24 protein-coding genes are annotated in these 25,950 nt (G+C 45.3%); 9 read left to right on the top strand and 15 right to left on the bottom strand.

Going from position 1 to position 25,950, the window contains the following annotated elements:
- Positions 1-196: 196 nt before the first annotated feature.
- Entirely contained in the window at positions 197-1,123 is a 927-nt protein-coding gene (locus PPM_RS11505) for an AEC family transporter (RefSeq protein ID WP_013371025.1), read from the top strand.
- Positions 1,124-1,139: 16 nt separating this feature from the next.
- On the opposite strand, the gene PPM_RS11500 is transcribed toward PPM_RS11505, so the two are convergent.
- The 3 genes from PPM_RS11500 to PPM_RS11490 form a co-directional block, all read right to left on the bottom strand.
- The gene (locus PPM_RS11500) at positions 1,140-1,919 is read right to left on the bottom strand and encodes an ABC transporter ATP-binding protein (RefSeq protein WP_013371024.1); all 780 of its coding nucleotides are present in this window, start codon (positions 1,917-1,919) and stop codon (positions 1,140-1,142) included.
- Between the two features lie 357 nt (positions 1,920-2,276).
- Positions 2,277-2,666, bottom strand: coding sequence for a cupin domain-containing protein (locus PPM_RS11495; RefSeq protein WP_014599724.1), 390 nt, complete (start codon positions 2,664-2,666; stop codon positions 2,277-2,279).
- 86 nt (positions 2,667-2,752) lie between these two features.
- Positions 2,753-3,616 carry a YheC/YheD family protein gene (locus tag PPM_RS11490; RefSeq protein ID WP_013371022.1) on the bottom strand — a complete coding sequence of 288 codons (864 nt, stop codon included), beginning with the start codon at positions 3,614-3,616 and terminating at the stop codon, positions 2,753-2,755.
- Positions 3,617-3,825: 209 nt separating this feature from the next.
- On the opposite strand from PPM_RS11490, the gene PPM_RS11485 reads away from it, so the two are divergent.
- Both PPM_RS11485 and PPM_RS11480 read left to right on the top strand, forming a co-directional pair.
- Positions 3,826-4,662 carry a DUF6492 family protein gene (locus PPM_RS11485; RefSeq protein WP_013371021.1) on the top strand — a complete coding sequence of 279 codons (837 nt, stop codon included), beginning with the start codon at positions 3,826-3,828 and terminating at the stop codon, positions 4,660-4,662.
- Between the two features lie 70 nt (positions 4,663-4,732).
- Positions 4,733-6,076, top strand: coding sequence for a sugar phosphate nucleotidyltransferase (locus PPM_RS11480; RefSeq protein ID WP_013371020.1), 1,344 nt, complete (start codon positions 4,733-4,735; stop codon positions 6,074-6,076).
- Positions 6,077-6,203: 127 nt separating this feature from the next.
- On the opposite strand, the gene PPM_RS11475 is transcribed toward PPM_RS11480, so the two are convergent.
- Positions 6,204-6,929 carry a succinylglutamate desuccinylase/aspartoacylase family protein gene (locus PPM_RS11475; RefSeq protein WP_014599723.1) on the bottom strand — a complete coding sequence of 242 codons (726 nt, stop codon included), beginning with the start codon at positions 6,927-6,929 and terminating at the stop codon, positions 6,204-6,206.
- A 5-nt stretch (positions 6,930-6,934) separates the two neighbouring features.
- On the bottom strand, positions 6,935-7,969 hold the full coding sequence (locus PPM_RS11470; RefSeq protein ID WP_014599722.1) for a glycosyltransferase family 4 protein: 1,035 nt from the start codon (positions 7,967-7,969) through the stop codon (positions 6,935-6,937).
- A gap of 352 nt (positions 7,970-8,321) precedes the next feature.
- Here PPM_RS11470 and PPM_RS11465 point away from each other — a divergent pair, with 352 nt between their 5' ends.
- Complete coding sequence (locus PPM_RS11465) at positions 8,322-8,795, top strand: C40 family peptidase (RefSeq protein WP_014599721.1); 474 nt, start codon at positions 8,322-8,324, stop codon at positions 8,793-8,795.
- Positions 8,796-8,877: 82 nt separating this feature from the next.
- Here the strand turns inward: PPM_RS11465 and PPM_RS11460 are convergent, their stop codons facing one another.
- Both PPM_RS11460 and PPM_RS11455 read right to left on the bottom strand, forming a co-directional pair.
- Entirely contained in the window at positions 8,878-10,254 is a 1,377-nt protein-coding gene (locus PPM_RS11460; protein WP_014599720.1) for a sensor histidine kinase, read from the bottom strand.
- The gene (locus PPM_RS11455) at positions 10,251-10,964 is read right to left on the bottom strand and encodes a response regulator transcription factor (RefSeq protein ID WP_013371015.1); all 714 of its coding nucleotides are present in this window, start codon (positions 10,962-10,964) and stop codon (positions 10,251-10,253) included. The genes PPM_RS11460 and PPM_RS11455 overlap by 4 nt, the downstream gene beginning before the upstream one ends.
- 147 nt (positions 10,965-11,111) lie before the next feature.
- Here PPM_RS11455 and PPM_RS11450 point away from each other — a divergent pair, with 147 nt between their 5' ends.
- Positions 11,112-11,762 (top strand): undecaprenyl-diphosphatase, encoded by a 651-nt coding sequence (locus PPM_RS11450; RefSeq protein WP_013371014.1) that lies wholly within the window; start codon positions 11,112-11,114, stop codon positions 11,760-11,762.
- Between the two features lie 38 nt (positions 11,763-11,800).
- Here the strand turns inward: PPM_RS11450 and PPM_RS11445 are convergent, their stop codons facing one another.
- From PPM_RS11445 to PPM_RS11430, 4 genes are all read right to left on the bottom strand, one after another.
- On the bottom strand, positions 11,801-12,472 hold the full coding sequence (locus tag PPM_RS11445) for a phosphatase PAP2 family protein (protein WP_013371013.1): 672 nt from the start codon (positions 12,470-12,472) through the stop codon (positions 11,801-11,803).
- A gap of 108 nt (positions 12,473-12,580) precedes the next feature.
- Positions 12,581-13,357 carry a GNAT family N-acetyltransferase gene (locus PPM_RS11440; RefSeq protein ID WP_013371012.1) on the bottom strand — a complete coding sequence of 259 codons (777 nt, stop codon included), beginning with the start codon at positions 13,355-13,357 and terminating at the stop codon, positions 12,581-12,583.
- 195 nt (positions 13,358-13,552) lie between these two features.
- Positions 13,553-14,386: a membrane protein insertase YidC gene (yidC, locus tag PPM_RS11435; protein ID WP_013371011.1), complete on the bottom strand. Its 834-nt coding sequence runs from the start codon at positions 14,384-14,386 to the stop codon at positions 13,553-13,555.
- Entirely contained in the window at positions 14,352-14,681 is a 330-nt protein-coding gene (locus PPM_RS11430; RefSeq protein WP_228392906.1) for a hypothetical protein, read from the bottom strand. The genes yidC and PPM_RS11430 overlap by 35 nt, the downstream gene beginning before the upstream one ends.
- A gap of 174 nt (positions 14,682-14,855) precedes the next feature.
- Here PPM_RS11430 and PPM_RS11425 point away from each other — a divergent pair, with 174 nt between their 5' ends.
- Positions 14,856-16,211 (top strand): PQQ-binding-like beta-propeller repeat protein, encoded by a 1,356-nt coding sequence (locus tag PPM_RS11425; protein ID WP_013371009.1) that lies wholly within the window; start codon positions 14,856-14,858, stop codon positions 16,209-16,211.
- A 43-nt stretch (positions 16,212-16,254) separates the two neighbouring features.
- Here the strand turns inward: PPM_RS11425 and nadA are convergent, their stop codons facing one another.
- The gene (gene nadA / locus PPM_RS11420; RefSeq protein ID WP_013371008.1) at positions 16,255-17,361 is read right to left on the bottom strand and encodes a quinolinate synthase NadA; all 1,107 of its coding nucleotides are present in this window, start codon (positions 17,359-17,361) and stop codon (positions 16,255-16,257) included.
- Positions 17,362-17,527: 166 nt separating this feature from the next.
- Here nadA and PPM_RS11415 point away from each other — a divergent pair, with 166 nt between their 5' ends.
- Together PPM_RS11415 and PPM_RS11410 are read left to right on the top strand one after the other, a co-directional pair.
- Entirely contained in the window at positions 17,528-18,682 is a 1,155-nt protein-coding gene (locus tag PPM_RS11415) for an IscS subfamily cysteine desulfurase (protein ID WP_013371007.1), read from the top strand.
- The gene (locus tag PPM_RS11410; RefSeq protein ID WP_013371006.1) at positions 18,679-19,218 is read left to right on the top strand and encodes a transcription repressor NadR; all 540 of its coding nucleotides are present in this window, start codon (positions 18,679-18,681) and stop codon (positions 19,216-19,218) included. The genes PPM_RS11415 and PPM_RS11410 overlap by 4 nt, the downstream gene beginning before the upstream one ends.
- Before the next feature lie 128 nt (positions 19,219-19,346).
- Here PPM_RS11410 and greA read toward each other — a convergent pair whose 3' ends face one another.
- Positions 19,347-19,826 (bottom strand): transcription elongation factor GreA, encoded by a 480-nt coding sequence (gene greA / locus PPM_RS11405; RefSeq protein WP_013371005.1) that lies wholly within the window; start codon positions 19,824-19,826, stop codon positions 19,347-19,349.
- Positions 19,827-20,196: 370 nt separating this feature from the next.
- Between greA and PPM_RS11400 the strand changes: the two genes are divergently transcribed.
- Positions 20,197-20,544, top strand: coding sequence for a hypothetical protein (locus tag PPM_RS11400; RefSeq protein WP_013371003.1), 348 nt, complete (start codon positions 20,197-20,199; stop codon positions 20,542-20,544).
- Between the two features lie 242 nt (positions 20,545-20,786).
- Here the strand turns inward: PPM_RS11400 and PPM_RS11395 are convergent, their stop codons facing one another.
- Both PPM_RS11395 and PPM_RS11390 read right to left on the bottom strand, forming a co-directional pair.
- On the bottom strand, positions 20,787-23,822 hold the full coding sequence (locus PPM_RS11395) for a nucleic acid-binding ob-fold tRNA/helicase-type (RefSeq protein ID WP_013371001.1): 3,036 nt from the start codon (positions 23,820-23,822) through the stop codon (positions 20,787-20,789).
- Between the two features lie 101 nt (positions 23,823-23,923).
- Positions 23,924-25,825 (bottom strand): serine hydrolase domain-containing protein, encoded by a 1,902-nt coding sequence (locus PPM_RS11390; protein WP_013371000.1) that lies wholly within the window; start codon positions 25,823-25,825, stop codon positions 23,924-23,926.
- Positions 25,826-25,950: the final 125 nt, after the last annotated feature.

The raw sequence follows: 25,950 nt of genomic DNA, 5'->3' as shown, positions 1-25,950 counted from the left end.
ACTCGGTTTCATATAAAAGGGATGTTCCTATTAGCCGTTTAACATGGCTGTGGACATCCCTTTTGTTATTTTCAGAATAAGTGATCTAAGCTTCATAGCATATACCTATAACCTTAATTGTTTATCCATCTTGGACGGGTTCGAAAGTAGCGCCTTATAATGGAAAATGTCATTACAGAAAGGATGAGTGGAATTCATGGTTCAAATCGTACTTTCAACTCTTTTATCCGTTATCGTTCCGCTGTCCATTCCGGTGATTGTCGGATTTTTACTCGGCAAATTCATGAAGCTGGAAACAAAACCACTCTCGACTCTGTACTTATATTTTTTAAGTCCCGCCATGATTCTGGACACACTGCTCAAGGCACAGCTTTCCTGGCATGATGTGGCACTGACAGCCGCTTTTTCATTACTGAACCTGCTGCTTTTATGGGGAATTGCACAATTAGCGGGGAAAATCTTCAGGCTGAGCCCCCCGGAAACGGCGGGACTCACCTTAATCTCCACACTGACTAATAGTGCAAATTATGGGTTGCCGCTTATTTTACTTGCTTTTGGACAGCTTGGCCTGGATAAAGCCTCCGTATATGTCGTCATCCAGATGATTATGGTCAATACCATTGGTGTATACTTTGCAGCCCGCTCTGAATTTTCTGTTCAAAGTGCCGTGAAGTCAGTATTTTCTCTCCCTGCGATCTATGCGGCTCTTCTCGCACTGGGACTTCGAGCATTGGATTGGCATCTACCCTCTGGCATTCAATCAGGTGTCTCGATGATTGCAGCCGCCTATTCTCCGGTCGTGCTGGCGATTCTCGGTACCCAGATGGCTTATGTAAAAATATTCAGGCTCGAGCCATCTATTAAAAAAGCCAGCTACGCAGGACTGATAATTCGACTTCTGCTCTCCCCGCTTGCGGCTTGTCTTGCCATGCTGATACTGGGAATTTCAGGACTTTTGTTCTCCGTTCTCTTCATTCTGGCCTCGATGCCAGTGGCTGTGAATGCAGTCATTTTAGCCGAAAAATTTAATGCATCCCCAAAACTGGTTTCTACCTGCATCTTGTGGAGCACGCTTGCCTCATTCCTGATTTTGCCCATTCTGATTATGCTGGTAGCAAGTTAGACAGACAAAAGGCTCTCTATACCATAGAGAGCCATGCACGATCCTGTCTCCAGTCTACTTGCACAGGTGTTTCAAAAAAAGCACTGAGCGTTTCACTGCTCAGGATATCTGTCGTTTTACCTTTGGCAAACACCGTACCCCGGCGAATCAGAATCGTATGTGTGTACATGGGTAGAATTTCTTCGATATGGTGTGTAACATACAATAAATTTGGAGCACCCGGCGCCTCGGACAGCTGACGAACACTATCTAGTAATGCTTCTCTAGAAAAAAAATCCAACCCATTACACGCCTCGTCCAAAATCAGCAGCTTGGGCGAGGCCATTAACGCGCGAGCAATAAGCACTTTTTGCTTTTCTCCCTGTGAGCATCCCTGATACAACCGATCTACGAGATGAGCACAGCCCAGTTGGGTCATAAGCTGAACAGCCTGTTTATCATCTGTATCCGTCGTCTGATCATACAGTCCAATGGAAGCAAATTTGCCGCTGATGACAACATCCTGCGTGCGCTGGCTTCCATTAATTCTTTCCTGTAAAGAGGAACTGACCCAACCAATAGATTTGCGTAATTCCCTCAAATCTACATCCCCAAAAGTATGACCCAATACACCGACACTACCTGTGGTTGGCCATATGTAACCATTAATCATATTGAGCATCGTTGTTTTGCCTGATCCATTCAAGCCGAGTACAGCCCAGTGCTCTCCCTCAGCTACCTGCCAATTGATTTGATCCAGTATGGTACGGTTATCTCTCTTCCAGCTTACATTGTTAAGTTCAATGACAGAATTCATGGCTGCACATCCCTTCTATTCATCGTATCATCAGATGTTTATAAGTATAAAAAAATATAACTTTTACTACATTAATCTTCACTTTCGTATAAGAATAGCACAGGGTTGCGGGTTGTTCAATTTTAAATTCACTATATTACTTTCTACAAAAGTAATATAAACAGAATCAAGTTCAATAGCCCGCTTAGGCTAACTGGAATAAGGTAGCATAAGCGGGCATTTTAGTTGCTTTATGATTTAAGATTTAAGATTTTTGGGCGATGAAGACTGATTTATGAGGCAGTTTATGCGCTATTTCCCGAGGCAGGCTCAGATTTGTTGCCAATACATCAACAGGGTTGCCAGCCATCCACTCACTCAAATCAATGGCCTCGTAATGACCACTCCGTCCAAATAATATTGCCATTCATCCGCATTGGGATGCCAGTGCATTTCTCGCAATCCGCCTGGCTCTAATTCAATCACAGATCCTGCCATCGTCGAAGAAATAGGGAAATCTTCTACTGTAACGGTCCGCTGAGTCCCTCCACCCGGTGCCAATCTGGGCTGTTTGGCCATTAAAGGATAGCGGTGTTTAGTAATTAGATCGGAAGAAGCGCGCGGATATGCATCATGAGATGCGATAGATGGGACAGGTCTTTTTGCAAAATAAGCTTCCTTCTTTGGCAAAAGAGCCAGCTCGTCGGCTGCAAGTCCGATAACCACGGGGGAAATACCATACATCACCGGGGTTAAAAATATCGACATAGGAAGTACCGTGAATGTCCGAGTCGCCACCTCGCGGTTAGGATTAGGATAAACAGGCAAGAAAAAAAGGATGAATCATAAACAATTCATCCTTTTTTTGATTTAGGTTCTTTATTTGTATGATCAACTTTATTTGCAACTTTATCTTTATTTTTGTTGTTATTCTTTTTATCCTTGCTTGGGACTGTAACTTTCTTTTTTTCATTAGCCAGTCGCCAATAGCTTATTACTTTTCGGTACATAGACTTATCTGTCAATTGGTTAAATATATATGGGTCTGGCTTCGTGTTCACCTCAATGATCCACGGGATAAAGCGATGATCCAATCCAATGTCCACACCAATTTGCCGGAATTTCGGATATGTTTTTTGTAGTTGTGTGGCGATGGTAATCCCTAGTTCATTGAGCTTGTTGACCAGCTCAGCCTGCTTACTTTGCGATAAATGGGATTGCAGTAATTGTTCTAAGGCCATCGGCTTACCACCACTATGATAATTGGTCACGATTTTACGGGGATGACCCAAGCGTCCAATAATTCCGGTAGATTCCCATGACCCTTTTGCATTACGCTGCACCATGATCCGGATATCAAAATAACGATTTTGATGGCGCAGTAAATGGATTCCCTTTTGAATGAGATAACTTTTTTTCCCCGTGTGTTTCGATAAGCTGGTGATTAGTGCATCCAAATGTTTGAATTCCAGACGCTTTTCCTCATATTGGTAGGCAAAACGCTGACCTGCCTCTTGTTCGACTTTCATCACACCTTTGCCAAAGGTACCTCGCTCAGGCTTTACATAGACCATACCATATTTTTCGAGCATTGATTTTACATTTGCTTTGCTGTATTTACGAGTTTCAGGTACAAAAGGCTTGATACTGCCATGCTGGAGCAACAATTGGGTTTTATGCCATTTGCTGCGCAACGCCTGCGCTTGTGAAGAATTCACTTGCCCCTCTCCTCTCTACTCTCAGGGTAGAACGCTCCTGTTAAAAAAGATCAATCTATCGTATGCGCCAAATCCCCATTCGAAGCTCCATTCGCCCTCTTCTACATAGAATTAGACAGTTGGCCTTGCCCGGTCGAAAGCGCCTGTCCAGGCATACAATAATATAAGGTACCGGTAGCGTATATTTACACGTATAGGGAGTGAATAACATGTCTGCGCAATCCGATGAGCCACAAAAGGGTTCCCTCTCAATCGATGTTCTGATCCCCGCAATTGAAAAAGATCTGGCGACACTACCACTAGTAATTGACAGTCTGCGCCGTCACGTGCAGCACCGAATTGCAACCATTTATATCGTTTCACCGCAAAGCACCAAACTTCGCCGTCTATGTGCCAACAAGAAGTGTACATTTATAGACGAAAAAACGGTGTTGCCCATCACTAAAAAGCATATTCGTTACGGAACAACGCGCTGGGATCGATCAGGCTGGCTGTATCAGCAATTGCTCAAAATGAATGGCGACAAAATCAGTAAATCGTCTTTTTTTCTCGTCATAGACGCGGACACCATTTTGATTCGTCCACATACGTTCCGTAAAGACGGGAAAACAATTTTTTACTATCGCAGCTGGAGTCAACCTGAGTACTTTCGCACTTACCGTAAGCTGATGGGTGCTAAAGCTCCCTCACCAAAGTCCTTTGTCACTCACTATATGCTTTTTGAAAAAACACGGCTCGCCCAGCTCAAGCAAGTTATTGAGACCAGACATGGGGAACCTTGGTACAACGCCATTATTCAAAGTATAGACCGGACAAAACAGTTTGGATTTTCCGAATATGAAACGTATGCCAACTATCTATACAGCAATCAGCCCTCTCGGATGATTTTGCGCAAGTCATTGAATAAAGCGCTTCATAGTCGTGCTTCTTCGCTGTCACCAAAACAATTGGATCTCTACGCCCAAAGCTACCGCTCCTTATCTTTTCATCAACGCAAAGTATACCAGCTAGCTCCAAAAACAAAGATTCAATCTGCATTGAAATAGTTCCTAAAATAGAAAATCCCGCAATTGTTGATGCGATCCAAATGGATCTGCATTAAAGGAGGAAACGTCCGTGCGCATCGTATTGTTATGCGGTGGTGCCGGAAAACGGCTGTGGCCATTGTCCAACGATATTCGATCAAAGCTGTTTCTCCGGTTGTTACCCGCTCCTGATGGGCAGCAGGAATCTATGCTTGGCCGGGTGTATCGTCAGCTTACCTTAGCCGGGCTAGATTCCTCTGCCCTGCTTCTGGCTCATCGGAGTCAGGTAAATCTAGCATTTCGCCATACTGAAGGTCGTCTGCCCGTTCTTGGCGAGCCTGCCAAACGGGGAACCTTCACAGCTGCCGCACTCGCTGCTGCTTATTTCCACACCAGAGGCATGGGGCTGGATGAAGTTCTCTGTATTGCTCCAGCAGATATGTTCGCAGGCGACGACTTCTTCCACAGCATAGCAGCGCTCTCCGGTCTATTGCTCGAGAGCGGAGCCGATCTGGCTATGCTTGGGACAAGGCCTACCCATGCCTCCGACCAATATGGATATATTGTTCCAGATCTGCAAATGAGGCAGGAAGGGAAATCGGCTTATGCACAAGTTGCTCGCTTCACTGAAAAGCCGGATCTCTCTTGGGCGAAGCAGCTTATTAACCAAGGCGCGCTGTGGAACTGCGGTATTTACGCTTTTACGTTACGGTATATGCTGTCCTGCATGGAGCAAATTCAATTGCCGCTGAACGATGAAGAACTGTACACAATATATGATAGCCTCCCGGTTCGCAGTTTCGATGAGGAGATTGCGGAGCGTACTGAACGGGCCGTTGTCCTGCCTTACGAGGGCGAATGGCACGACATCGGCAACTGGCAGGCCTTAACAGAGCAGCTAGGAAGCCGAGTGATCGGACGTGGACAAATCAGTGGCCAGACTCACGGCACACACATCGTGAATGAGCTGCCCTATCCACTTCATGTCATTGGCGTGGAGGATATTATTGCTGCTGCAAGCCCTGACGGTATTCTCATTGCGTCCAAAAGCCATGCTCACGCGATCAAGGAGCAGCTAGGCAACCTCCAACTTCACCCCATGCATGGTGAAACCTCTTGGGGCAGTTACCGGGTGCTGGACGAGTTTGATCACCGAAGTCCGAACGACATCTTAGCCATACGACTGACGGTGTTGCCAGATCATCGCTTGAACGGACGTATTCACGGCAGCGGACTTAAAGTATGGACGATCGTGTCCGGCCGGGGAGAGGTTATGCTGAACGGAGAACGCTTTGCTGCGGCAAGCGGCTCTGTATTTAGCATTCCAGTGGATACGTATCACACGATCCGCGCAGATCTGGATACCGCACTGGAACTGATCGAGGTGCGCCTGGGTCACAGTTTGGTGAGCGCCTTCTATAAATCCGATTCCTGACAACACAGAGTTATAGCATCTAAACAGATAGGATTTCTGCATGAAGATCACACATCAAAAAAATCGCTCTTGAGCAAGGTGAGTAAGATCCCTTGCTCATGAAGCGACTTTTTTGTAACATTACATTTCATAAAGTAACCGTTTTAACCTTGCCAGATAAATAAATCTTGTTGGCCTTAACTACCCCGGCCTCCCTTAAAAAGTGCTGCATAATCTTCATCTGATAGTGTATGCGTACTTTCTGGGACAGGCTCCACCCCGTTTCCACGGTTACTGCACGTGCCCCTAAAATACGGGCTGCCGCGGTACGAGAGGAACCTGGGAGCTCATGCAGCCGCATGTTGAAATGGCGGTCTTTCACCTTGATCGAGCGATTCATTCGCTTAATAATCCGGCGCGTCGTGGGAATTACCGGGTTGCCCTTATTGGAGATCAGCGTTTGACCAAGCACCTTGGCATCCTTTTGTGATAATCCATTCGCCTCATGCAAGTCGAGATACCATTCAGGGTGATACTTTTGTGTTAGTTTAAATAGAGCAGCGGAAAGCGGTTGTGTTGCCGCCTGCTTTTTCTGACGCGGAAAGGTTCGATTCAGATCAGGTTTTCCTCTGATCCGCTTGCGGTAAGCCTCTTGATTCACAATTGGCACAATTATAAGTTTGCCATGGCTGAATCTCAGTTTTTGCTCATTCAAAAGCTTTACCAGTTTCTCAGCCGCACGTATACTTGCTATTTCATTACCATGTATGCCTGCAACCACCATCGCACACGGGCCTTTCTGTCCCTCTATGGCTACATAATAAGGAGTCGCCCAAGAAGAGCCCTTCCCAAGCATATATCGTTTGACCTGCATCCTCTTCACCTCCGTATAGGCTTTCGGTGTCCTCTCTTCTGTTCTCGCCGACGGATGATTTCACGGTATAGTCTCAAATAGTTGCTGGTCATCTGTTTGTTGGTAAATCTTTGGTTTACATACAATCGAAGCTGCGCGGGTGACGGGTAATTTTTTTGCTGTGCCTTACGTGCCATTTGGCCAACTGATTTGCAAATCAACTGTGGAAAGCCTGATAGCACCTCGGGAACGGAGCCATTTTTTAGTGCCAGCACCGGTGTTCCACAAGCCATGGCTTCTACCATTACGAGTCCGAACGGCTCTTCCCACAGTGATGGAAACAACAGACACTCTGCATGTTTCAGTAGCTTCTGTTTCCGATCACCCCCAACTGGTCCCACATAGCGTATATTCGGATTGCGCTGAATTCGCTTTTGAATCTCTCGGCGAAAAAATACAGGGGCTTTGATAGGACCCGCAATAAGCAGTCTTTTTCCTGTTCGCTCTGCAACCTGAATGGCCTGCAGTACACCTTTATCCGGTATGATTCTGCCCATAAACAGCAAGTAGCCGCGCTTCTCACTGCTGAACTCGTATTCATGGGTGTTGATGCCGTTATAAATATAAAATCCTTTGCCCCCGCCCATCAGTTGGCGTGCTCTTTTACTGACATATACGGGGTTTTTACCGTGCCTCTTCACTGGAAGATGAACGGTACACAATGATGAGCAAGGCAGCTTCCTACGCGCCACCGCAGAACGAAAGGTATGGTCATGAATGATATGTGTACCGGAAGGCATATGCCGAAGTACATATTGGGGGATCTGACTATGTTTCAAACCCTTGGGATAAGTAATCAATCGCGCGCTGCTCCTGCTCCCACGGGCGGCAAAAAGAGATACATGATGCCCTCGTCTCACTAATTCCTCTGTTAATTCATGCACAACCTTTTCCGTTCCGCCCTTGATGGAGGGTACAGGCTGTGCATCGGGATAGTTGGATATGACCTGCACAATGGTTAAAGGTCGGTTTTTGAGTTCTTTACTCTGCCTTGAAGCCATATGAATTCCCCTTCCTGACCGGGATACGGTGTAATCTTTACGATGTCAACGGGAATCTGAGCATACTCCCGTACAGGTTATAAATTGTAGTATATAGGTATGTATGTTTTGCATGATTGCTTGTGCCAATTGTCTGCAAGTCGCTTTTTGTCATACGAGCCTAGACATAAGGGGGGCTTATTTAATTTGTCAAGTCAAAGTTAAGGAGAAAATTCTCATCGTTTTCTAATAAAGCAGGGCAAAACGTTGGGGTAACAGGATTGTAACCACGAGTGGTAAATTCCGGATATTTTATTTGTGTTATTGTCATTTCAGGACATCAACACAATACGAATAACGGAGGAAATTATATATGAAACGTACTTCTAAAAAATTGTGGATGGGTATTTGCTTTACGATGACTTTGGCACTGAGCGCTGGGAGCTTCGTCGTTGGACCAGACACCACTCATGCCGCTTCGACAAGTAAAGCTGATCGGATTATTTCAAAAGGCTCCCAGTATATGGGCGTCCGTTATGAATATGGAGCTCCAGCAGGCAGTACAAGCTCTTTTGATTGCTCTTCGTTCACTCAGTATGTTTTTGCACAAAATGGAATCAAGCTTCCACGTTCGTCCAAACAGCAGTCAACTGTAGGCACTTATGTACCGCGTAGTCAGCTTAAAAAAGGCGATTTGGTCTTTTTCTATGCCCCAATTCATCATGTAGCCATTTACATGGGAGACGGGAAAATACTGCACACGTATGGTAAAGGTGGCGTAACGGTTACAAAACTGAATTCGGGATGGTGGAACTCCCATTACACAACAGCACGTCGTGTCCTTTAGGATCATTTTGGATGATTCCCATCCACCGAATTGCTTAACTTACAATTAACATTAAAAAGGCTGTTCCTCTGAGTAGAGATGTCTACTGGAGGGACAGCCTTTTCTGTTGTTTTTGAGGCAGCGAAACGATGACCTCCGTCCCTTCTCCTTCTACGCTTTCCATGCGTATCGTACCCTGGTGAGCATCTGTTATTGTCTTGGCAATCGGCAACCCCAGTCCGGTTCCTCCGGTTTTACGATGTCTGGAGCTGTCTACCCGATAAAATCGTTCAAAGACACGCTTGATCTCGCCCTCAGGAATGCCAATTCCGTAATCCTTAACCCGAAGGTGGACATCTTTTTCATCTGTAGATATCCATATTTCGATTTCATCCGAGCTATACTTTAAGGCATTATCCAGCAGGATGACTAGTAACTGCTTGATTTTTGCAAGATTAGCATCCAGCCAAATTTCCTTTTCTTCTGTAAAAATAGAAATTTGACGTTCATGTACAGGCTTGAGATGTGCTACTACCTGTTGACAACAACCAACCAGCTCTACCGGCTCATACGGTTCGGGGGCTTGCTGCTGTGAGGAGGCCAATGTCAGTAATTGCTGCGTCATCGTACGCATTCGCTGAGTTTCTTCATAGATCGATTCAATCGATTCCTTACGTATGTCCTCGTCACGCGTACCCCACCGCCGCAACATGTTGGCATAGCCCTCAATAATCATCAATGTCGTATTCAGCTCATGTGAGGCATCGGAAACAAACTGCTGCTGGCTCTGAAAGCTTTCTTCCAATCTCTCCACCATTCGGTTAAAAGTTGCGGTCATTTGGGACAATTCATCTTGATTGTGGCTGCCGACAGGAATTTTTTTGAATTTCAAGCTTCTTTCGATTTCCTGCATCGTCTGAATACTACTGGCAATTGGCAGCAATATCGCATTCGCCAAAATCGTGCTACCCACCAGACTGAGCAACATAGCTCCTACAGTCGACGTGATAAGAATTGTATTTAAGATATCGAGATTGTTTTCGAGCGCATCCCATTTTTCTACGATCTCCAGTGTCCCCTTTTGACTACCTTCTGGGGAAAGCACCGGAAGGTGAATGATCAGAATTTTATGATTCTGTAGATCCGTCAGTTGAGAGCTCTGAGAAAGGTTAAAACGTATATCATCTAGCTTAAAGCGCGACTGACGGCTTACTTCATACAGAAGGCGAGATTGCTGATCAAATACCCTTAGAATGGTATCCCCCGAAAGTTCATCTTTCAGCTTGGGCCCCCATGCATTTTTCAGAATCATCGTAGGTCCTGTTTCGGAAATAATTTCAGTCCACTTATTTTGTAACACTTCTCTTTCATTGCGAGTAGCGATTTTGACAAATAATAGATGAACCGTGACATCCACAAACAGGAGAATCGTCATCACTAAAATAGAACTAAGCAGGGTAATTTTGGTCCGCAGCTTCAATGGTCTTCCTCCCGGATACAGTACCCAACGCCGCGCACGGTTTTAATCAGTTTCTTTTTGTATCCATGATCAATTTTTTTGCGAACATATCGGATATAAACATCTACTACATTCGTATCACCAACAAAATCAAACCCCCACACGTCCTGAATCATTTGGTCCCGATGCAATACCTGATTTTTGTGCTCCATCAGATAAAGAAGCAGATCAAATTCTTTGGGCGTAAGTTCGATACGTTTTCCTTCCCTCACCACAGATCGCGTCTTGGGTTCCAACACCAGGCTATCGACCTGAAGTTTGGATTGCTGCTTGTCCTCTTTTGGTGAAGCGGTAGCTGCCGGCTCCAATTGATTCCTCATACTAGCCCGCATCCGCGCTAATAACTCCTCAATTTCAAAAGGCTTTGTAATGTAATCATTAGCTCCTTCATCCAGACCTGAGACCTTGTCAGGAGTCGTGTTACGTGCAGTGACCATAATTATCGGGGTATGATTGTCCACTTTTCGAATCTGCTTCAGCACCTCAACTCCGTTTATCTCCGGCAGCATCACATCCAGGATAATAATATCCCATGTATGGGCTAATGCTTTTTCCAACCCTTCTCTTCCCGTTTGTGCGATTTCAACCACATATCCTTCATGGGATAACTCCAACTGAAGCAATCTGGATATCTTCTCTTCATCATCAATGACCAGCACCGACTTATCCATCGCAAAACCACCTATTTTCTATAGAAAAAACTAATAAGCAATGCACATAACATTCATTTTTTATTTGATTTTAAGCTTTTATCCGTATAGTCGCTCTATAATATAATTTTGTAATTCAATTTTTTGAGGTTAAGGAGTAATTTATTCATGTTAATTAATGTAGACTTTGCTTTGTTTCACTGGATCAATGAACTGGCTGATCACCTCGCCTTTTTGAATGGAACCATGCGCTTCTTGGCGCAATATGCACCGTATTTATTCGGAGTGGCCTTACTGATGTACTGGTTCACCTTTAAAATGCCGCATCGGATGATGGTTTTGGAAGCCGTTATAACGGTTTGTATCGGTTTTATAATCAGTTGGGGGCTTGGACATTTGTTTTACAGAGACCGGCCTTTTGTTGGACATTCTGTCATTCAGCTTATTCACCATGATCCAAATGCTTCATTTCCGAGTAATCATGCACTTGGAGCTTTTGCTCTGGCTGCAATTCTATGGCTTCATCATCAAAAATATCGTGTTCTGTGGGTTATCTTGGCTGTGCTTATTGCAATATCCCGCGTATGGACCGGGGTGCATTATCCTTCAGATATTTTGGCAGGCGCACTTATTGGGGCAGGTTGCGCAGTTGGTGTTCATAAATTCATTCGCAGTCGGAAGTTTCCAGGCATCTTTATGCAGGCGGCTATTATTTTGTATGAAAAATGGGAGCAGAAGCTGGGACTTAAGCCTAGATCACAAACGAGAACTAAGATGACCGAATCCACTTCCTCTGTCCAAATCAAAAGCAGACGCTAATGCGTCTGCTTTTTTAACCTCTTCATCTATGCCACTCATTATGCAGTCGATTTGGTACGAAGGGATAGTATTCGTTCTTCATAACGTTGGTAGAACCAAATGCAAGCCGCCATCCAGCAGCCACTCATGAAATAGCCACCCACAACATCACTCGGATAATGTACGCCCAAATAAATACGGCTTGTCCCGATTGCTAGGATTAGCAGGCTACTGAGCACAACAAGAAGGATACGACCTCTTCTGGAAGGAACGTGCTTCCACAATAAAAACGTTAGCGCCGCATACATACTAAAGGCAGTCATAGAATGTCCGCTGGGAAAGCTGTATCCATTCGCTTCAATAATACGGTTAATTTCAGGTCTCGAACGCTGAAATAGCATTTTTAACACCATATTCAGCAGCACCGATCCCAGCACAGCAACCGCTAAAAAAAACAATTCTCGTCGGTGTCCTAATACGCTATATAGCACGAACATGGCAATTAAAATGATAATCACTACTGGAATCCCGCTGCCGATCATAGTGAAACATTTCATAAGACGTGTCATGGCAGGCGACTCCAGTTGCCCAATAGCTGTAATGATCTTGTGGTCAAAATGCCGTACTTGATGGTCGCTGACCCATAGTGCAATTAAGCCAAAACCGAGGGCACATACTATACATGTGAGCAGAGCCACGGAAATTGGCAGCTTTGTAGGTAGTTGCTTCATTTTTTAAAGGTCCTCCATAATCTTCATCCCCTGATCAAGCAAAATGTAGCATTCGTATTGTCTATGTATTTACTTTACCCACTTTTCTTGTATCATTTCATGAAAAGATTAGCTTTTAGAATAAAGCATGGTTAGCTTTTTGGCAAAAGAACGAGGAGTCATCCTGTGATATGAAATCAATTCTCCATTACAGATCACATGAAATACGCCATACGGTGTCGGGGACAGTTCCATCAATTGTGAACGATCTCGTATATCAATGATTTCAGGTTGTATCCCCACAGTCTCAGCTGCTTCAATCACATTGTGCGTGGCTATTTCCAGATAAGGGCATTGATGAGTTCGTAAAATGGTTAAGCCCTCACTAAAACGATCCAGACGTAAAACCCAATTATCAGGAAAATAAGGGTCTGAATGCTCTTGATTAAGCTTGTAAACATACAACTGAAAAGAATATGGAGCATCCTCCACATGCCGAAATCCGTTTTTCAGAAAAATCTCGGGACCTGGTGCCCAGGAGGTATCTATGTTGGTAACAACTGCCACTCCCTTCTTCCCCAACGTAATAGCATCTTGAATGCAGCGTTGAATAAGCTGTGAACCTAGCCCCAAACCAGTTACAGCGATCCAGATGCAATGAATTACTAGATATCCATCCGCATGAACAGCTCTCCATGCTTGTTCACCCAATGCATACTCAATGAATCCTACTGGTTTATTGTCTTTTCTTAATTGTATGTAAGTCAAACCTTGAGTGAATTCTTTTTCTGTCCAATTCAGCTTTTGTACATATCCCGGTGTTTTTTGCATGCTTCTCATGCAAAAACAGCCGTCTTCTCTTATTTTATTTTCATACCATTCAGTGGTTGTTGTTGAATTTTCCATATAGTCTCTCCTAACTTTTAAGAATATTTATAATATAAGGATTTCATAATGATTACAAAACCGCAAGCGAAATAATAGTGAAAAAAACTACAAAAAAAGGACACTATTTAAGCCTTATAGGCTCGAATAGTATCCTGTCATTACACCTGAGACACTGCAAACGCAATTCTATGTCAAACAAATAGCATCTTCTTATTAGGTTGGCGTGACTTCACCAAGCTTAATCTTGTTCTCTGCTTCCTCAATTGGATAGCGTTTGCGGAACCACAACGATTGAAGCAACAAAAAGGTGCCGCTTACGGTCCAATATAAAGGCATAGCCGCAGGAGCGTTGAAGGAGAAGACCGCCATCATAATCGGTGAAAGATAACCCATGATAGCAAATTGCTTGTGCTGGTCAGCCGTCATCTGTAGCTGAGAAAGCTTGGCCTGTGCCAAGTATACAACTGCAACGACAATTGCCAGAATCCAGTCCGGCTGTCCGAGCCGGAACCATAAGAAGGAGTGAGACGCCAGCTCCGGCGTGAGTCGGATGGCAGTATACATCCCGCTTAAAATCGGTAGCTGAATGAGAATAGGCAGACAACCGATATTGAGTGGATTGAATTGATGCTCTTTGTATAGTGACATCATTTCCTGCTGCATACTTTGCTGACTGTTGGCGTCTTTCTTATTCTCATACTTCTTCTTAATTCGGTCCAAGTCGGGCTGCATAGCGCTCATCTTGCGCTTCATCCCCTGCTGGGCACGCGTTTGACGCATCATTAGCGGCAGTAAGGCCAGACGGACAATGAATGTCAAAGTCATGATCGCCAGCCCAAAGCTTCCACCAAACCATTGCGCCAAATGCTGAATGAGCCAAGAAAGTGGGAATACCACGTAATGATTAAAAAAACCAGGTGTCTGTGCATTAATCTCCGCAGCATTCGCACCACAACCAGACAGCAGCATGACCACCGCCAACGCTACGATTAAACCCAATATCCGTTCTTGTTTACCCCAGAAAGTGAATCCCTTGAATTGTTTCATATGTTCCTCCTCGTTGATTGACTGTGCCATCACTCAACAAGGGGGAGCAATCGGATGCATCTTCATCTGGCGCTTCTTTCCGCCGAATGTGACGTGCTAGCCGTACAGGCATGTCCTGTCCGCGGGCAGATATCGGCATCAGCGGAGAAGCATGCGAGCGAACGGGCCCGCCTTCGACCCAGCATTCAGCTACACTGCCATGCAAATGAGCAAGATACGTATAAGTCACAGTGCACAGCAAGCCGATCGTAAGCAAATAAGGGAGTAGGTCCTGAAGCTCAAACAAGGGATTCACCTCCTTCGGTATGTTGCTACAATTATAGCACGAAACCGAACAATCGACTAATCTTTAATTAGAGATAGAAGTCGGATCACAAACAAAAAACTTTTGGCTTTATTTACAGTCTAATCAAAGGTAATATTCTGTAAGGCTTACTCCCCTATTAACTATATAAAGGAGCCAGCGCGTATGAGAAAAACGATACATAATGCATTGTTTACACGATTAGCAATAGTCAGTATAGGCCTGCCCCTGATCTGCGGTGGATTCGCAGAAAAAGCAAGTGCAGAGCATTCTGCTGTGTCTATGAGCAACGGAGCGTATAGCACAGTAATCCAAGCACCTGTGATCAAGCCTACCTGGTCTCTTCCCGTTATCCCCATCAATAGAGACCAGTATTCGGAGCAAGCGGTGGCAGTAGCAGTAAAAGGTAAGGTGTTCGCAGTTGATCCTAACTACAGACTGGTTGCCCTTGATGCCAGCTCAGGACGGAAATTGTGGCAATATGGTGATCAACTTACCCCTATTTTGATTCATAGCAACGGCCTCATCTACGGAATGACACAAAGCGGCTCTATCTATGCGGTTACAGCATCAGGCAAGAAGGTATGGACCACTTCATTAGGATTTACAAAGGCAGATCATATTCATCGAATAGGCTCTACAGTATACATCACACAGTCAGAGCAAACTGCTGCTGTTGACGCTGCTAGCGGCAAGCTCAAATGGAAAATTAGTGAGGAAAAGGACTTGTACCATGGTCTGAACAAACTAATGGAAACCGATGGCGTCCTCATCCGCAACTATGATGTACAGGGCAGCCTGACCCTTGAACAGATCAATGCATATGATGCTAAAACCGGCAAAAAGCTTTGGGACAGCTTCAGAACTTCCTTTCCACTGGCGGTTAAAGACGGAATCGTATACTCTGTAGCCAACACGTTTATGATTGATGATGACCCGGTAAACCATAAAGTTACGATCGCACAGTACGACCTCAAGACAGGTAAATCCAAAGGAGATCGTCAGTATCGCTGGACCGAGCCTGAAAATAAAGACGGTGTCTACCGATCTGGAGGTGTATATGGTTCTGCTTTTTTGTACGGCAAGGATCTTTATGTCTTTCAGGGAGAGACACTAGCCTCCTATGATTTCTGGAACTACAAGCCAGACAGCAAACCTGCTCGTAAGTGGGCGCAAAATGGCTATGATCAACTCATTCCTTTATTGTCTATTCATGAAGGTCGCATGTTCTACCAAGATTTTAGTACATCCAGACTGACTGCCATGAAGCTGGCCTCAGGTCAATTTATTCATTATGACGGCGATAATCCGACCGTTCAAGTTGACGTATTCGGTAAAGGAGTCTATGTTGGACAATCAGATGGCGTATTTCATGGCTATGATTTGACGAGCTTAAAGCCCGTGTTTACTGTCAACACAGGCTCACGCTCCTTCGGTCCAACGCTCAAATCTGGCGGGATGATATTTATTCAAAGCGGAAACCGTCTCCTTGGCGTCAAGCTCCCTGCTTCTTTAAAATAAATATTAAAAGTCAAGAAAGTACGATCTACGTAACGGTAAAAACTTAACGTATAGCAAGCATACGATTCAGTGCCTGTACAGCGTCCTGTCTGATCTGAGCATCCACACGAATGACCCCCACAGGCTCTCCCCGATCAATCTGTTCCATTGCCCACAGCAAATGCGGAAGATCGATCCGGTTCATGGTCAGACAAGGACACATATCGGGATTGAGCGATTCAATCTGCTGTTCAGGGTACTGCTGTCTAATCCGTTGCACGAGATTCATCTCTGTGCCAACGGCCCATTGGGTCCCTGGCTCTGCCGCACGGATCGTATCGATGATGAATTTGGTGGAGCCAGCACAATCTGCGAGCTGTACAACCTCGTGAGAGCATTCGGGATGAACGATGACCCGGATATTCTTATCACGTTCACGGACGTTGCGAATGTGATCTACCGTAAATTTTTCATGAACTGAACAGTGCCCTTTCCATAAAATGATTTTCACAGTTTCCGGGTTTCGTTCAGTCTCCAACTGATCGGTCATAGGATTCCATACAGCCATTTCATCCAGCGGAATTCCAAGATCATGGGCTGTATTACGTCCCAAATGCTGATCAGGCAAAAATAAAATACGTTCCTTTTGTTTCAGCGCCCAGGCCAGCACCTGCTTGGCATTCGAAGAAGTCACGGTAGCCCCGCCATGCCGCCCTACAAAGGCTTTGATCTCTGCTGTGGAATTTACATACGTTAACGGAATGATCGTATCACCTACCAACTCCTGCAAATGCTTCCACGCTCGTTCCGTCTGCTCCATGTTCGCCATATCTGCCATCGAGCAGCCTGCGCGCATATCCGGCAGAACGACGGTTTGCTGGTCGGTAGTCAGCATATCCGCTGTCTCCGCCATAAAATGAACCCCACAAAACACAATAAACTCCGCTTCCTGATTTTGTGCCGCCATTTGAGCGAGCTGTAGCGAATCTCCTGTGATATCAGCAAATTGGATAACCTCGTCTTTCTGATAGTGATGGCCCGGAATGAGCAGCTTTGAGCCCCATTTTTGTTTCAGCTCAGCTACACGTTGCTCCATGTCAGCAACCGTCTGTGTTTTATAATGCTCTGGCATAAGTCCACGATTTCCTTGTAAAACGTCTAGCATAGACATTAGATTCCCTCCATATCGTTGCGGCTGACTGTCCCTCGCTCACGAATAGATAACCGCTATGTGTACAAACATATTTACATGTGTCTTGACACTTATATTTACACATGCCTACAATAATCTCAAGGGTTTTTGGAATGGAATTATTTTTAAGTGGGGAGGATTTGCTGTGATTTACCTGGACTATGCCGCTTCCACACCCATGTGTGACGAAGCTTTGCATATATATAGCGTAATGAATAAGGAAATGTTCGGAAATGCTAGCAGTCTCCATGATGCAGGCGGTCAAGCAGCCTACACACTAGATTACAGCAGGCAACGAATGGCAAATATGATTGGCGGGCATAAGGAAGGCATCTATTTTACAACAGGGGGCACAGAATCCAATATGTTGGTCGTGCAATCGATCCTGAACGGGTTACCGCCCCACAAAAAGCATTGGATTATGAGCGCTTTGGAACATCACTCGATGTACAATCTTGCTACTTTTCTAGAACATCAAGGCTATGAGCTGACCATTGTACAACCGGATCGGGAAGGACGAATAACCCGTGAAGTTCTTGTACCCCATCTTAGAGACAATACCGGGCTTGTATCGGTACAACACGCCAATTCGGAAACAGGGCTGATTCAGGATCTTGCTGCCTTGTCTCCCCTGCTCCACGAACGCGGTATTATGCTGCATAGTGATGCGGTACAAACATTTGGGAATGTTCACATAGATGTAGAAGCCATGGGAGTGGATGCACTCTCTATATCAAGCCATAAAGTGTATGGCCCCAAAGGTGTCGGTGCTGCATATCTCAAACCCGGAACCCCATGGCGTCCGGTATATCCTGATACACTGCATGAAAACGGATTTCGTCCCGGAACGATTAATGTTCCAGGGATTGCAGCCTTTGTCGCAGCGGCAGAAATGATGACCGAACAGATGGAGATGCATCAGGAGCGGTATGCTACCCTGCGAAAATACTTTATTACGAAAATTCAGGAAAGATCGATTCCATTACGTTGGGTCGTAGAGGAAAGCGAAAAAAAAGCGGTGCTGCATCATATTGTAGGATGTTTTTTTCACGGTTACGAGGGACAATATGTTATGCTGGAGTGTAATCGCAGCGGTGTCTGTATATCTACCGGAAGCGCATGTGCCGCCGGACATCACGATCCTTCCCCTGCCATACAAGCCCTTGGAGCATCCGGCCGTGAAGCCTTACAATTTATCCGTATTTCTTTCGGCAGGACAACCACCATCGAGGAATTGAATGTACTGGTAGATATTTTGACAGACCTGACGCATCGACAAGAAAGGAGCTTATCCCGTTGACTGAATCTTCAAAACGGTCGGGTACGGATCGCCGCGAACAGCTGCTATTGTGGCTCAAAAGCGAATCACCGCTGACCGGGAGCGAACTGGCACGCAGGTCCTCCGTTTCCAGACAAGTAATTGTACAGGATATTTCCCTGTTAAAAGCAAGCCAAGAGCCTATCCTTGCAACGAGTCAAGGATACATTTATATGGAGCCTACGGCTCAAGTCGCTCCCTTAGCCTCTCGTATTATTGTGTGTAATCACCGCCCTGAACAAACAGAAGAAGAATTAAAACTGATTGTGGACTACGGTGTCAGTGTGCAGGATGTTATAGTTGAACATCCAGTATATGGAGACCTGACTGCTCCAATACGGGTCGGAACTCGCAAAGAAGTGGACGATTTTATACGTAAGATCAGCTCCACCCAAGCCACTTATTTGTCCCAGCTGACCGGAGGCATTCACCTGCATACCTTGCATGCCTCGGATGAAAATAAAATTAATGATGCCTGTGCTGCACTGGAGCAAGCCGGCTTCCTGATGACAGATTAATCTTAATACGATACAAAGTAATGAAAATCCTGTCCAGTTTGTGGAGTGCAAATGCACTCCGCAGGGATGGTATGTAAATAGCAAGAATGAAAAATCCCGGCCCCCTTATAAAGGGAATCGGGAATGGACTAAGTGAGCTTAATTTCTAGCAGCTCATATTTGATTACAGCCATGGGTGCATCGACATGAATGATACTGCCCACTTCTTTCCCCAAAAGTGCCTTACCTAAAGGGCTCTCATAGGAAATTTTGTTGTCCAGAACATCTGCCTCAGCAGGACTTACAACTTTGTATTCCACCTTCTCCGAAAATTCGATGTCATTCAGAATAACAGTAGATCCGATACTGACCGTTTTAAGGTCAAGATTACTTTCATCCACTATCCGAGCTTTGGTCAACATTTTTTCTAAGACCATGATCCGTGTTTCCATAAACGCCTGATCGTCCTTGGCTGAGTGATATTCACTATTTTCCTTCAGATCTCCATAGCTGATGGCCAACTTGAGGCGTTCGGCTAGCTCCTTGCGTTTTACCGTCTTCAGTTCCTTAAGCTCTTCCTCCAGCTTGGCTAATCCCTCTTTAGTTAACAATACTTCTTCGTTCGACATGGTCTTATTTCAACTCCTATTTCAGCACTTTGCATAATTCAAGTTCAATACTCGAAAGTACAATATATACGAGCTAAACCGTTAGAGTCCATCTATTGCTGATTGGATAAAGCTCCTGGAATTGATGCAAAATGCTCATTTAGCTTTCTTTATTGTAGTTTACTCTAAATTGGACCAACATGCGAAAAGAAATTCAGGAATTTAGCAGTCAGCTACCTTCGGCCACAGTGATTCATATGGTAACCAAAGCTTTCTTGCTCGCATATCGTATGATCATAACGTATTTTAATGAGCACGTGCAGTGCCACTGCCCTTGTCCCAAATTTCATGAAAACCAGGCAGGAGCAGTGTATGGCGGGAGGAAGATTCAATGGCTTCCTTAGGAAAGAATGGCAACGGGAACGGGAATCGCAAATCCAAATCCCCCCCTAACGGTCAAAAGAAAAATGGATTAAACAGTAATTCGGCTATCTTTTCAGCACTTCAAGGAAAAAATGTGGAGGTCCTAGTCGCAGCCCTCCTACTAACAGGAAAACTAAACGTCGATTCCGTGACTTTATACAGACAAGCAACTTTATTTTTAGGACTCACAGGAAAATACAAAACATTAGCATCTGCCCCTACTAATGTCGATAATATGGTGAAATTTTTAAATGATAACGGTAATATGACGTTGGATCAGGTAATACAAGCCTTTTCACAGAAAATAAATAAATAAATAAATACTTAAGAGGTGGCGAAAGGAGATATTTGTAGTGAGTGAGTTTGATGGAGAATATTTTGCAGAGGTTATCATCATTGTGATTCTAGTTGCCATGATCTTCTATGGCTCCTCAGATATAGAGGGACTTTCCGCTTCGCCAACCCAATCCTAAAATGATAATTCCCGCAAAAAAAAACATCTACAGACTCTCGCGAGGTCAATAGATGCTCTTCTTTTTAACAGCCCATCATTTCGATTTAACGTTCCTTTACTTCTACACTTATGGTTTGACTGGAAACCTCTCCGGCAGCATTGACTAACTCGGCCCGATACTCATATGTACCCGGCTTTTGATTTTGGATATTGGTCGCAGCACTTTGAGCCTGCGGGCTTTGGCTCGACAGATCCTGCGTGTCGATCAGCTTTCCATTTTCATACAGGTTGTATTGGGTAGCGTTCGTGCCCCACCACATGTTCATTGTCAGGGTATAGTCGCCGTTACCATCCCAATTATTATGAGACAACACCGGAATGCCAGGAGAAGCATCGGTCACTTCGACAGTTAACGGGTCGCTGACCGTTTTACCGGAAGCGTTAATCAGTTCGGCAGTATACGTGTAGGTTCCATTGCTCTTGCCTGTAACGGAAATGACTGCATGCTGTGCCCCAGGGGAAGCTGCATGCAATGATTGGGTTTCGATCAGCTTATCATTTTCATACCACTTGAGTTCATCACCATTCGTGCCCCACCACAGATTCATGGTGATGTTGTAGTCTCCATCCTTCAGTCCGGTGTCCTGACCGTTATCATGAGACAGCACCGGTTTACCCGGCACCTCACCTGCAGCGGTTTTCTCGACTCTAACGGTTACAGGATTGGATACGACCGTTTTACCGTCCAAGGTGACGCTGGCTGTAATCTCGGCGCTCCCCTCTTTTAGGGCCCGAAGTTCTCCATACGTATCCAGTGCAACGGATTCATGACTGCTGCTATACTGAACAGAGGCATTACTTAAATCAGCTTGGCTGCCATCTGTCAGCATACCCTTGAGATGTGTGACTGTTGTATCGCCAACGTTAAATGTTGTTTGATCCAGTGAAAGCTCCACTTCCTGCAAAGTTGCGTCTGTCTGAGCTGAAAAGTCATCTAGCCCGCGCGGCTTTAACTGATAATTCCCTTTAAAAACCGCCGAAATTCCCTTCAGCTTCACTTGCTGTCCTTCTTGATACGGAAAAGATGTCCGTGTTAAGCCTGTACGTGCATCAATTCGCACATGATGGCTAACCTCACCCGCGACTGCATCAAATTCAAACGAACCTACAGGAGTTGCATCTATCACATTACGAATAATGGCAGTAGGAAGCTCAACCAGCTGTCCTTGGTTTGCATCGTTGAGTTCGGTGACCTGCACAGCTTGCGGAAGTTGTCCTTCTCCCGTTTTTTCAATAGCCACTGGATCGGTCAACTCCACTTCACTATTGTACAGTGCCAAACTTGCTGTAATCTTTACTCGATCACCTGGGTGAAATCCGCTTTGGTTTTGATATACATAAATGCCGCCACTTTCATCCTGCATGTAAAAGGCTTGACCGCCAAAAGCCCCTGGTTCTGTCGTCACAACACCCTCCAAGGTCACAACTTTGCCAGCCGAAAGAGTCCGTGCTTCTGCGACACTGATACGAGCTGGAATCGTGTTGCCATCCTCAGGCAAAGGCTGAGCCGGGACATCAGCCAACACGACGGATTGGGTCAGCAGGTTGCTGCCGTTTTGTCTCAGCCTAAGATTGGCTGAACCACTGGTACCCGGCTTGATCCGCACCGTCAGGTCTCTATAGGCATGCCCCTTGCTGTCGGATTCCAGACTAAATGTTCCACTATAACCGTAAGAGGTCGGCCAGCTTCCATCCGGATTCTGAATCTGGGCTACTTGGTTGCCGCCCGCTACATAAATACCTGCGCTGAATCCGCTAATCGTGCTATTGGGAGCCAGTTGGTCGGCAACAATGCGAATTTGAAAAGGCTGTGCATTCGGCAGCTGCTCCTGACGAACGATGCTGTACACAGGCTGCGCGCTGGCTGTAGATCCGCCATAGGAGCCGGCCTTGAACGTTCGTTGATCCCACCATTTGTAGCCGGCTGCAGGAGCGGACCAAGGCTCTGCTTGCGGTTCCGTGGAAGCCTGAGGATCTTCAAAAGACAGCAATGCCGTCGGCTGATCAAGATGTAAGTTCTTTACATCCGACAGGCTGGTATACTCCTCCTTCTTGGACAACCAGTCTACCATATTGACCAGTAGCACGGCGTCATCCTGCTCCTTAAATCCGTCATACGTTGTCTTCTTGGTTCCTGTCTCTTCACGCAAATATTTTGGCGTTGCATCTTCAACAGGAGATGAATCCCCAATGAAGGCAGCTTTGCCTAGACCTACTTTTGCTACAGCAGCATAAGGTCCTTCCGCTATACCGCCACCGTTATAAACGCCCTGATCTACTGCATTCCCCCAAGCCTGATTGGTTTTAGGGAGATATACGATCCCCTTGGCTTTGGTCGGGTCAATAATCGCCAATGTAGATCCTGCGTGCATCGCCACATTACTCACTCCTGCTGTAATGCCAAACGCCTGGGCAGGCTCAACAATCTGATTAGCCGTGATATCGCCTAATGCATTGTAGCGAAAGCGTATACCAAACTGGCTGCCGAGCCAATCTGAGTTAACCACGCCCTGCATCGCTGTCGAGCTTTTTTCTTCCTCACTCATTCCCTTCGCAGGGTCTTCCCATGCACCTCGACGGTACCCATTGATACTTTCCGACCCGTCCCAGCGATTCTTGTTGCGGTCGGCGTTATAATGATCTCCAATGAAAAAAATGCTATTGCCTGCTTTAACATACTGTTCCATTGCGGCCTGTTCGCTTTGTTTAAAAGGGATATTGGGCTCTGCTGTCACAAATACATCATAATTCTTTAAATCATTATAAGTAATAGGTGTAGATTGGCGAAGTTCATGAACATCGTAGCCATTGTTTGCAAGGGCTTGTCCGAAATCTGAGAATCCACCATCAATCACCCAATCTGCTGCGCCGGCTGTCTGTCCATGTGTATTATCGAACAATACTTTTTTACCAGCGTTTTCATTGACCACTTTGGCTGCAATGAAAGGGGCAGGGTCTGCCGGACCTTCTGCACGTGCCGGTTGTATGCCGCCTACAACACCAGCGTACAACGATAAAGTGAAAACCATAGCTGTTGCGTATTTGAAGCTACGGGATGTAAAACGACGAAAAATTCCCATTCTATTCCTCCTGTTAATTGGTTTAAGGCCCCTCTCAGAGGGGCACTAAATATAAATGTTAGCATTCATTTATGTGCGGACATGCGTTATTTTGTAAATCTTTAGGAATAATGAAAGGGAAGGAAATTCCAATAATAAAGATAGGCTGTATGCAGCAATGTGAGTACCGCAAATACAATTTTCCCGGCAGCCCGAGTTCTTTTTTCCCCTGTAATCAGCTTTGCGCCATTCACAATCAATACCCACACGGCAAGAAGTGCTGAAAGAAGCGGCAGCGTGCAAATTCCCCAGATATACCAGGCGGAATAGCCATAGACCATCTGATTGTTAGCATAAACGACCTGTACCCCGAGAAAAATCGTATTTAGTAACGCAATGTATGCCAGGTTGGATGAAATGTGATTATTCGTTTTACGGATAGCTCTAAGCACATACCTTATCATCCATATCAGCAGGGTTGTGATGAAAAATAAAGAGGATGCGGCGTAGCTGACAAGCAGCGTCCAGGTACGATGCATAAATGTCGTCTGCTTCATGGTCTCACTATCCGGGGCAATCATCATCCATGTACTGTTTTCCTGATACAGCAATATTTTAAGCTGTCCTCCCTTCTCCACAAACAGTCCATCACCTGCTGCTTGAAAAACTTTGTCTGATGCTTCATTTTGATCCGGAAATTTCCCTTTAACAATTAACGTATGATCATCTTGAATTCGAACGGTGTATTTAACACTTCCCAGCATCCGAAGCCATTTTCCCCACCCATGAATAGGATTCAAATTCAGCTGATATACACCCTCGATTTCTGGTAAAAGCTTTATTTCCTTGACAGAACGAACCGGTGACTGAGAAGCGGCCTGCGGCTCGGCGGGCAGTATTTGGGCGATCGCATTGATGACTTTTCCATGAAGCAGGGTGTCCGTATCCGCTGAGTTGCTGATTACAAAAATACCGATCTTTTGGGAGGGAACTAGTACCATTTCGGAAATAAAACCATCAATTTTCCCGGTAGCCCACAGCATGTGCACTCCCGTCTCCAGTTGACCGCGGAAAAATCCGTAACCTATGCCATCAAGACGAGCATCAGCTGCAAATTGCTGTGCATGCATCGCTTTTACCGTTTGTGGATGGAGCACCGCTTTGCCCTTATACTTGCCTTGATTCAAATGAGTGATCAGATAATGGGAAAATTCATTGGGTGTGACGTTCAACGCTCCTGCTCCCGGCAGATTGATATACGAAAAAGGCTGTTTTAGATACGCTTCACGCTTCCACTGATAGGATTGCGCTAGTGCCGGATTATTTAGTGGCAATTCCAATGTCGCACTCGGCATATTCATCGGCTGGAACAGATGTGTGCTAAGGTAATCATTCAGTCCCTGACCGCTTACTTGCTCCACGATATTACCAATCAGACCAAAGGCAACATTACTGTATTCATACCGAATTCCAGGTTTGCGGATAGGAGGTTGCTTTTGAAAATACGTGCTGAGATACTGCTCTGTAGGTAAAACACCTGCCCGAGTCAAGCTGTTGATGTCGTATATCGCTTCATCTAATCCCGCAGTATGTGTCAGAAGCTGATGTAGATTAAAAGGATGATTTTGGTATTGCGAAGCTTTATAGCTGTGGAGATAGCGGTTTACGTCTTCATTCAAATCAAGTTTGTTTTGCTCGACCAGTTGCATTGCGGCGCTTGCGCTAAATGATTTGGTTAGAGAGCCGACACGAACAATAGTCTTCGCTGGGTCGAATGCCACTTTCCGCTCCAGGTTTGCATATCCATAACCTTTACTAAAAAGAATGTGGTCTTCCTGGGTCACAACGACCGCAGCGCCCGGAGTATGCAATTTTTCCAATTGTGTACTCATGATGTCGTCCACTGCTTTTCTCACTGAATTAGGTGTTTTACTATCTGCTGCCCATACCGAAGCAATGAGTAGATTCCAGAGATACAACGCTGCTAAAAATGCGGATAGGTAGTAAAAGCCTCTATTCTTCATATTCAAGTACTCTCCTTACGTATGAGTTTGATTTAATAATTTGAACCGTGCGGTGATTGCATAGCGAGCAGATCTTTATACTCCGCATGGAAGCCATCAGCATGGCGCTATGAAATCATCGCACT

It is taken from the genome of Paenibacillus polymyxa M1 (assembly GCF_000237325.1).
Taxonomy (GTDB): domain Bacteria; phylum Bacillota; class Bacilli; order Paenibacillales; family Paenibacillaceae; genus Paenibacillus; species Paenibacillus polymyxa_C.
Note: the sequence above shows the minus strand (reverse complement) of the source record. Positions and strands in the feature narration are given on the sequence as shown.

What these genes read in the sequence shown, in the direction of transcription:
- PPM_RS11505 (WP_013371025.1), top strand. Translation starts at nt 197, where the DNA reads ATGGTTCAAATCGTACTTTCAACTCTTTTATCCGTTATCGTTCCGCTG.
- PPM_RS11500 (WP_013371024.1), bottom strand. Translation starts at nt 1,919, where the DNA reads ATGAATTCTGTCATTGAACTTAACAATGTAAGCTGGAAGAGAGATAAC.
- PPM_RS11495 (WP_014599724.1), bottom strand. Translation starts at nt 2,666, where the DNA reads ATGTCGATATTTTTAACCCCGGTGATGTATGGTATTTCCCCCGTGGTT.
- PPM_RS11485 (WP_013371021.1), top strand. Translation starts at nt 3,826, where the DNA reads ATGTCTGCGCAATCCGATGAGCCACAAAAGGGTTCCCTCTCAATCGAT.
- PPM_RS11475 (WP_014599723.1), bottom strand. Translation starts at nt 6,929, where the DNA reads ATGCAGGTCAAACGATATATGCTTGGGAAGGGCTCTTCTTGGGCGACT.
- PPM_RS11470 (WP_014599722.1), bottom strand. Translation starts at nt 7,969, where the DNA reads ATGGCTTCAAGGCAGAGTAAAGAACTCAAAAACCGACCTTTAACCATT.
- PPM_RS11465 (WP_014599721.1), top strand. Translation starts at nt 8,322, where the DNA reads ATGAAACGTACTTCTAAAAAATTGTGGATGGGTATTTGCTTTACGATG.
- PPM_RS11455 (WP_013371015.1), bottom strand. Translation starts at nt 10,964, where the DNA reads ATGGATAAGTCGGTGCTGGTCATTGATGATGAAGAGAAGATATCCAGA.
- PPM_RS11450 (WP_013371014.1), top strand. Translation starts at nt 11,112, where the DNA reads ATGTTAATTAATGTAGACTTTGCTTTGTTTCACTGGATCAATGAACTG.
- PPM_RS11445 (WP_013371013.1), bottom strand. Translation starts at nt 12,472, where the DNA reads ATGAAGCAACTACCTACAAAGCTGCCAATTTCCGTGGCTCTGCTCACA.
- PPM_RS11440 (WP_013371012.1), bottom strand. Translation starts at nt 13,357, where the DNA reads ATGGAAAATTCAACAACAACCACTGAATGGTATGAAAATAAAATAAGA.
- yidC (WP_013371011.1), bottom strand. Translation starts at nt 14,386, where the DNA reads ATGAAACAATTCAAGGGATTCACTTTCTGGGGTAAACAAGAACGGATA.
- PPM_RS11425 (WP_013371009.1), top strand. Translation starts at nt 14,856, where the DNA reads ATGAGAAAAACGATACATAATGCATTGTTTACACGATTAGCAATAGTC.
- nadA (WP_013371008.1), bottom strand. Translation starts at nt 17,361, where the DNA reads ATGTCTATGCTAGACGTTTTACAAGGAAATCGTGGACTTATGCCAGAG.
- greA (WP_013371005.1), bottom strand. Translation starts at nt 19,826, where the DNA reads ATGTCGAACGAAGAAGTATTGTTAACTAAAGAGGGATTAGCCAAGCTG.
- PPM_RS11400 (WP_013371003.1), top strand. Translation starts at nt 20,197, where the DNA reads ATGGCTTCCTTAGGAAAGAATGGCAACGGGAACGGGAATCGCAAATCC.
- PPM_RS11395 (WP_013371001.1), bottom strand. Translation starts at nt 23,822, where the DNA reads ATGGGAATTTTTCGTCGTTTTACATCCCGTAGCTTCAAATACGCAACA.
- PPM_RS11390 (WP_013371000.1), bottom strand. Translation starts at nt 25,825, where the DNA reads ATGAAGAATAGAGGCTTTTACTACCTATCCGCATTTTTAGCAGCGTTG.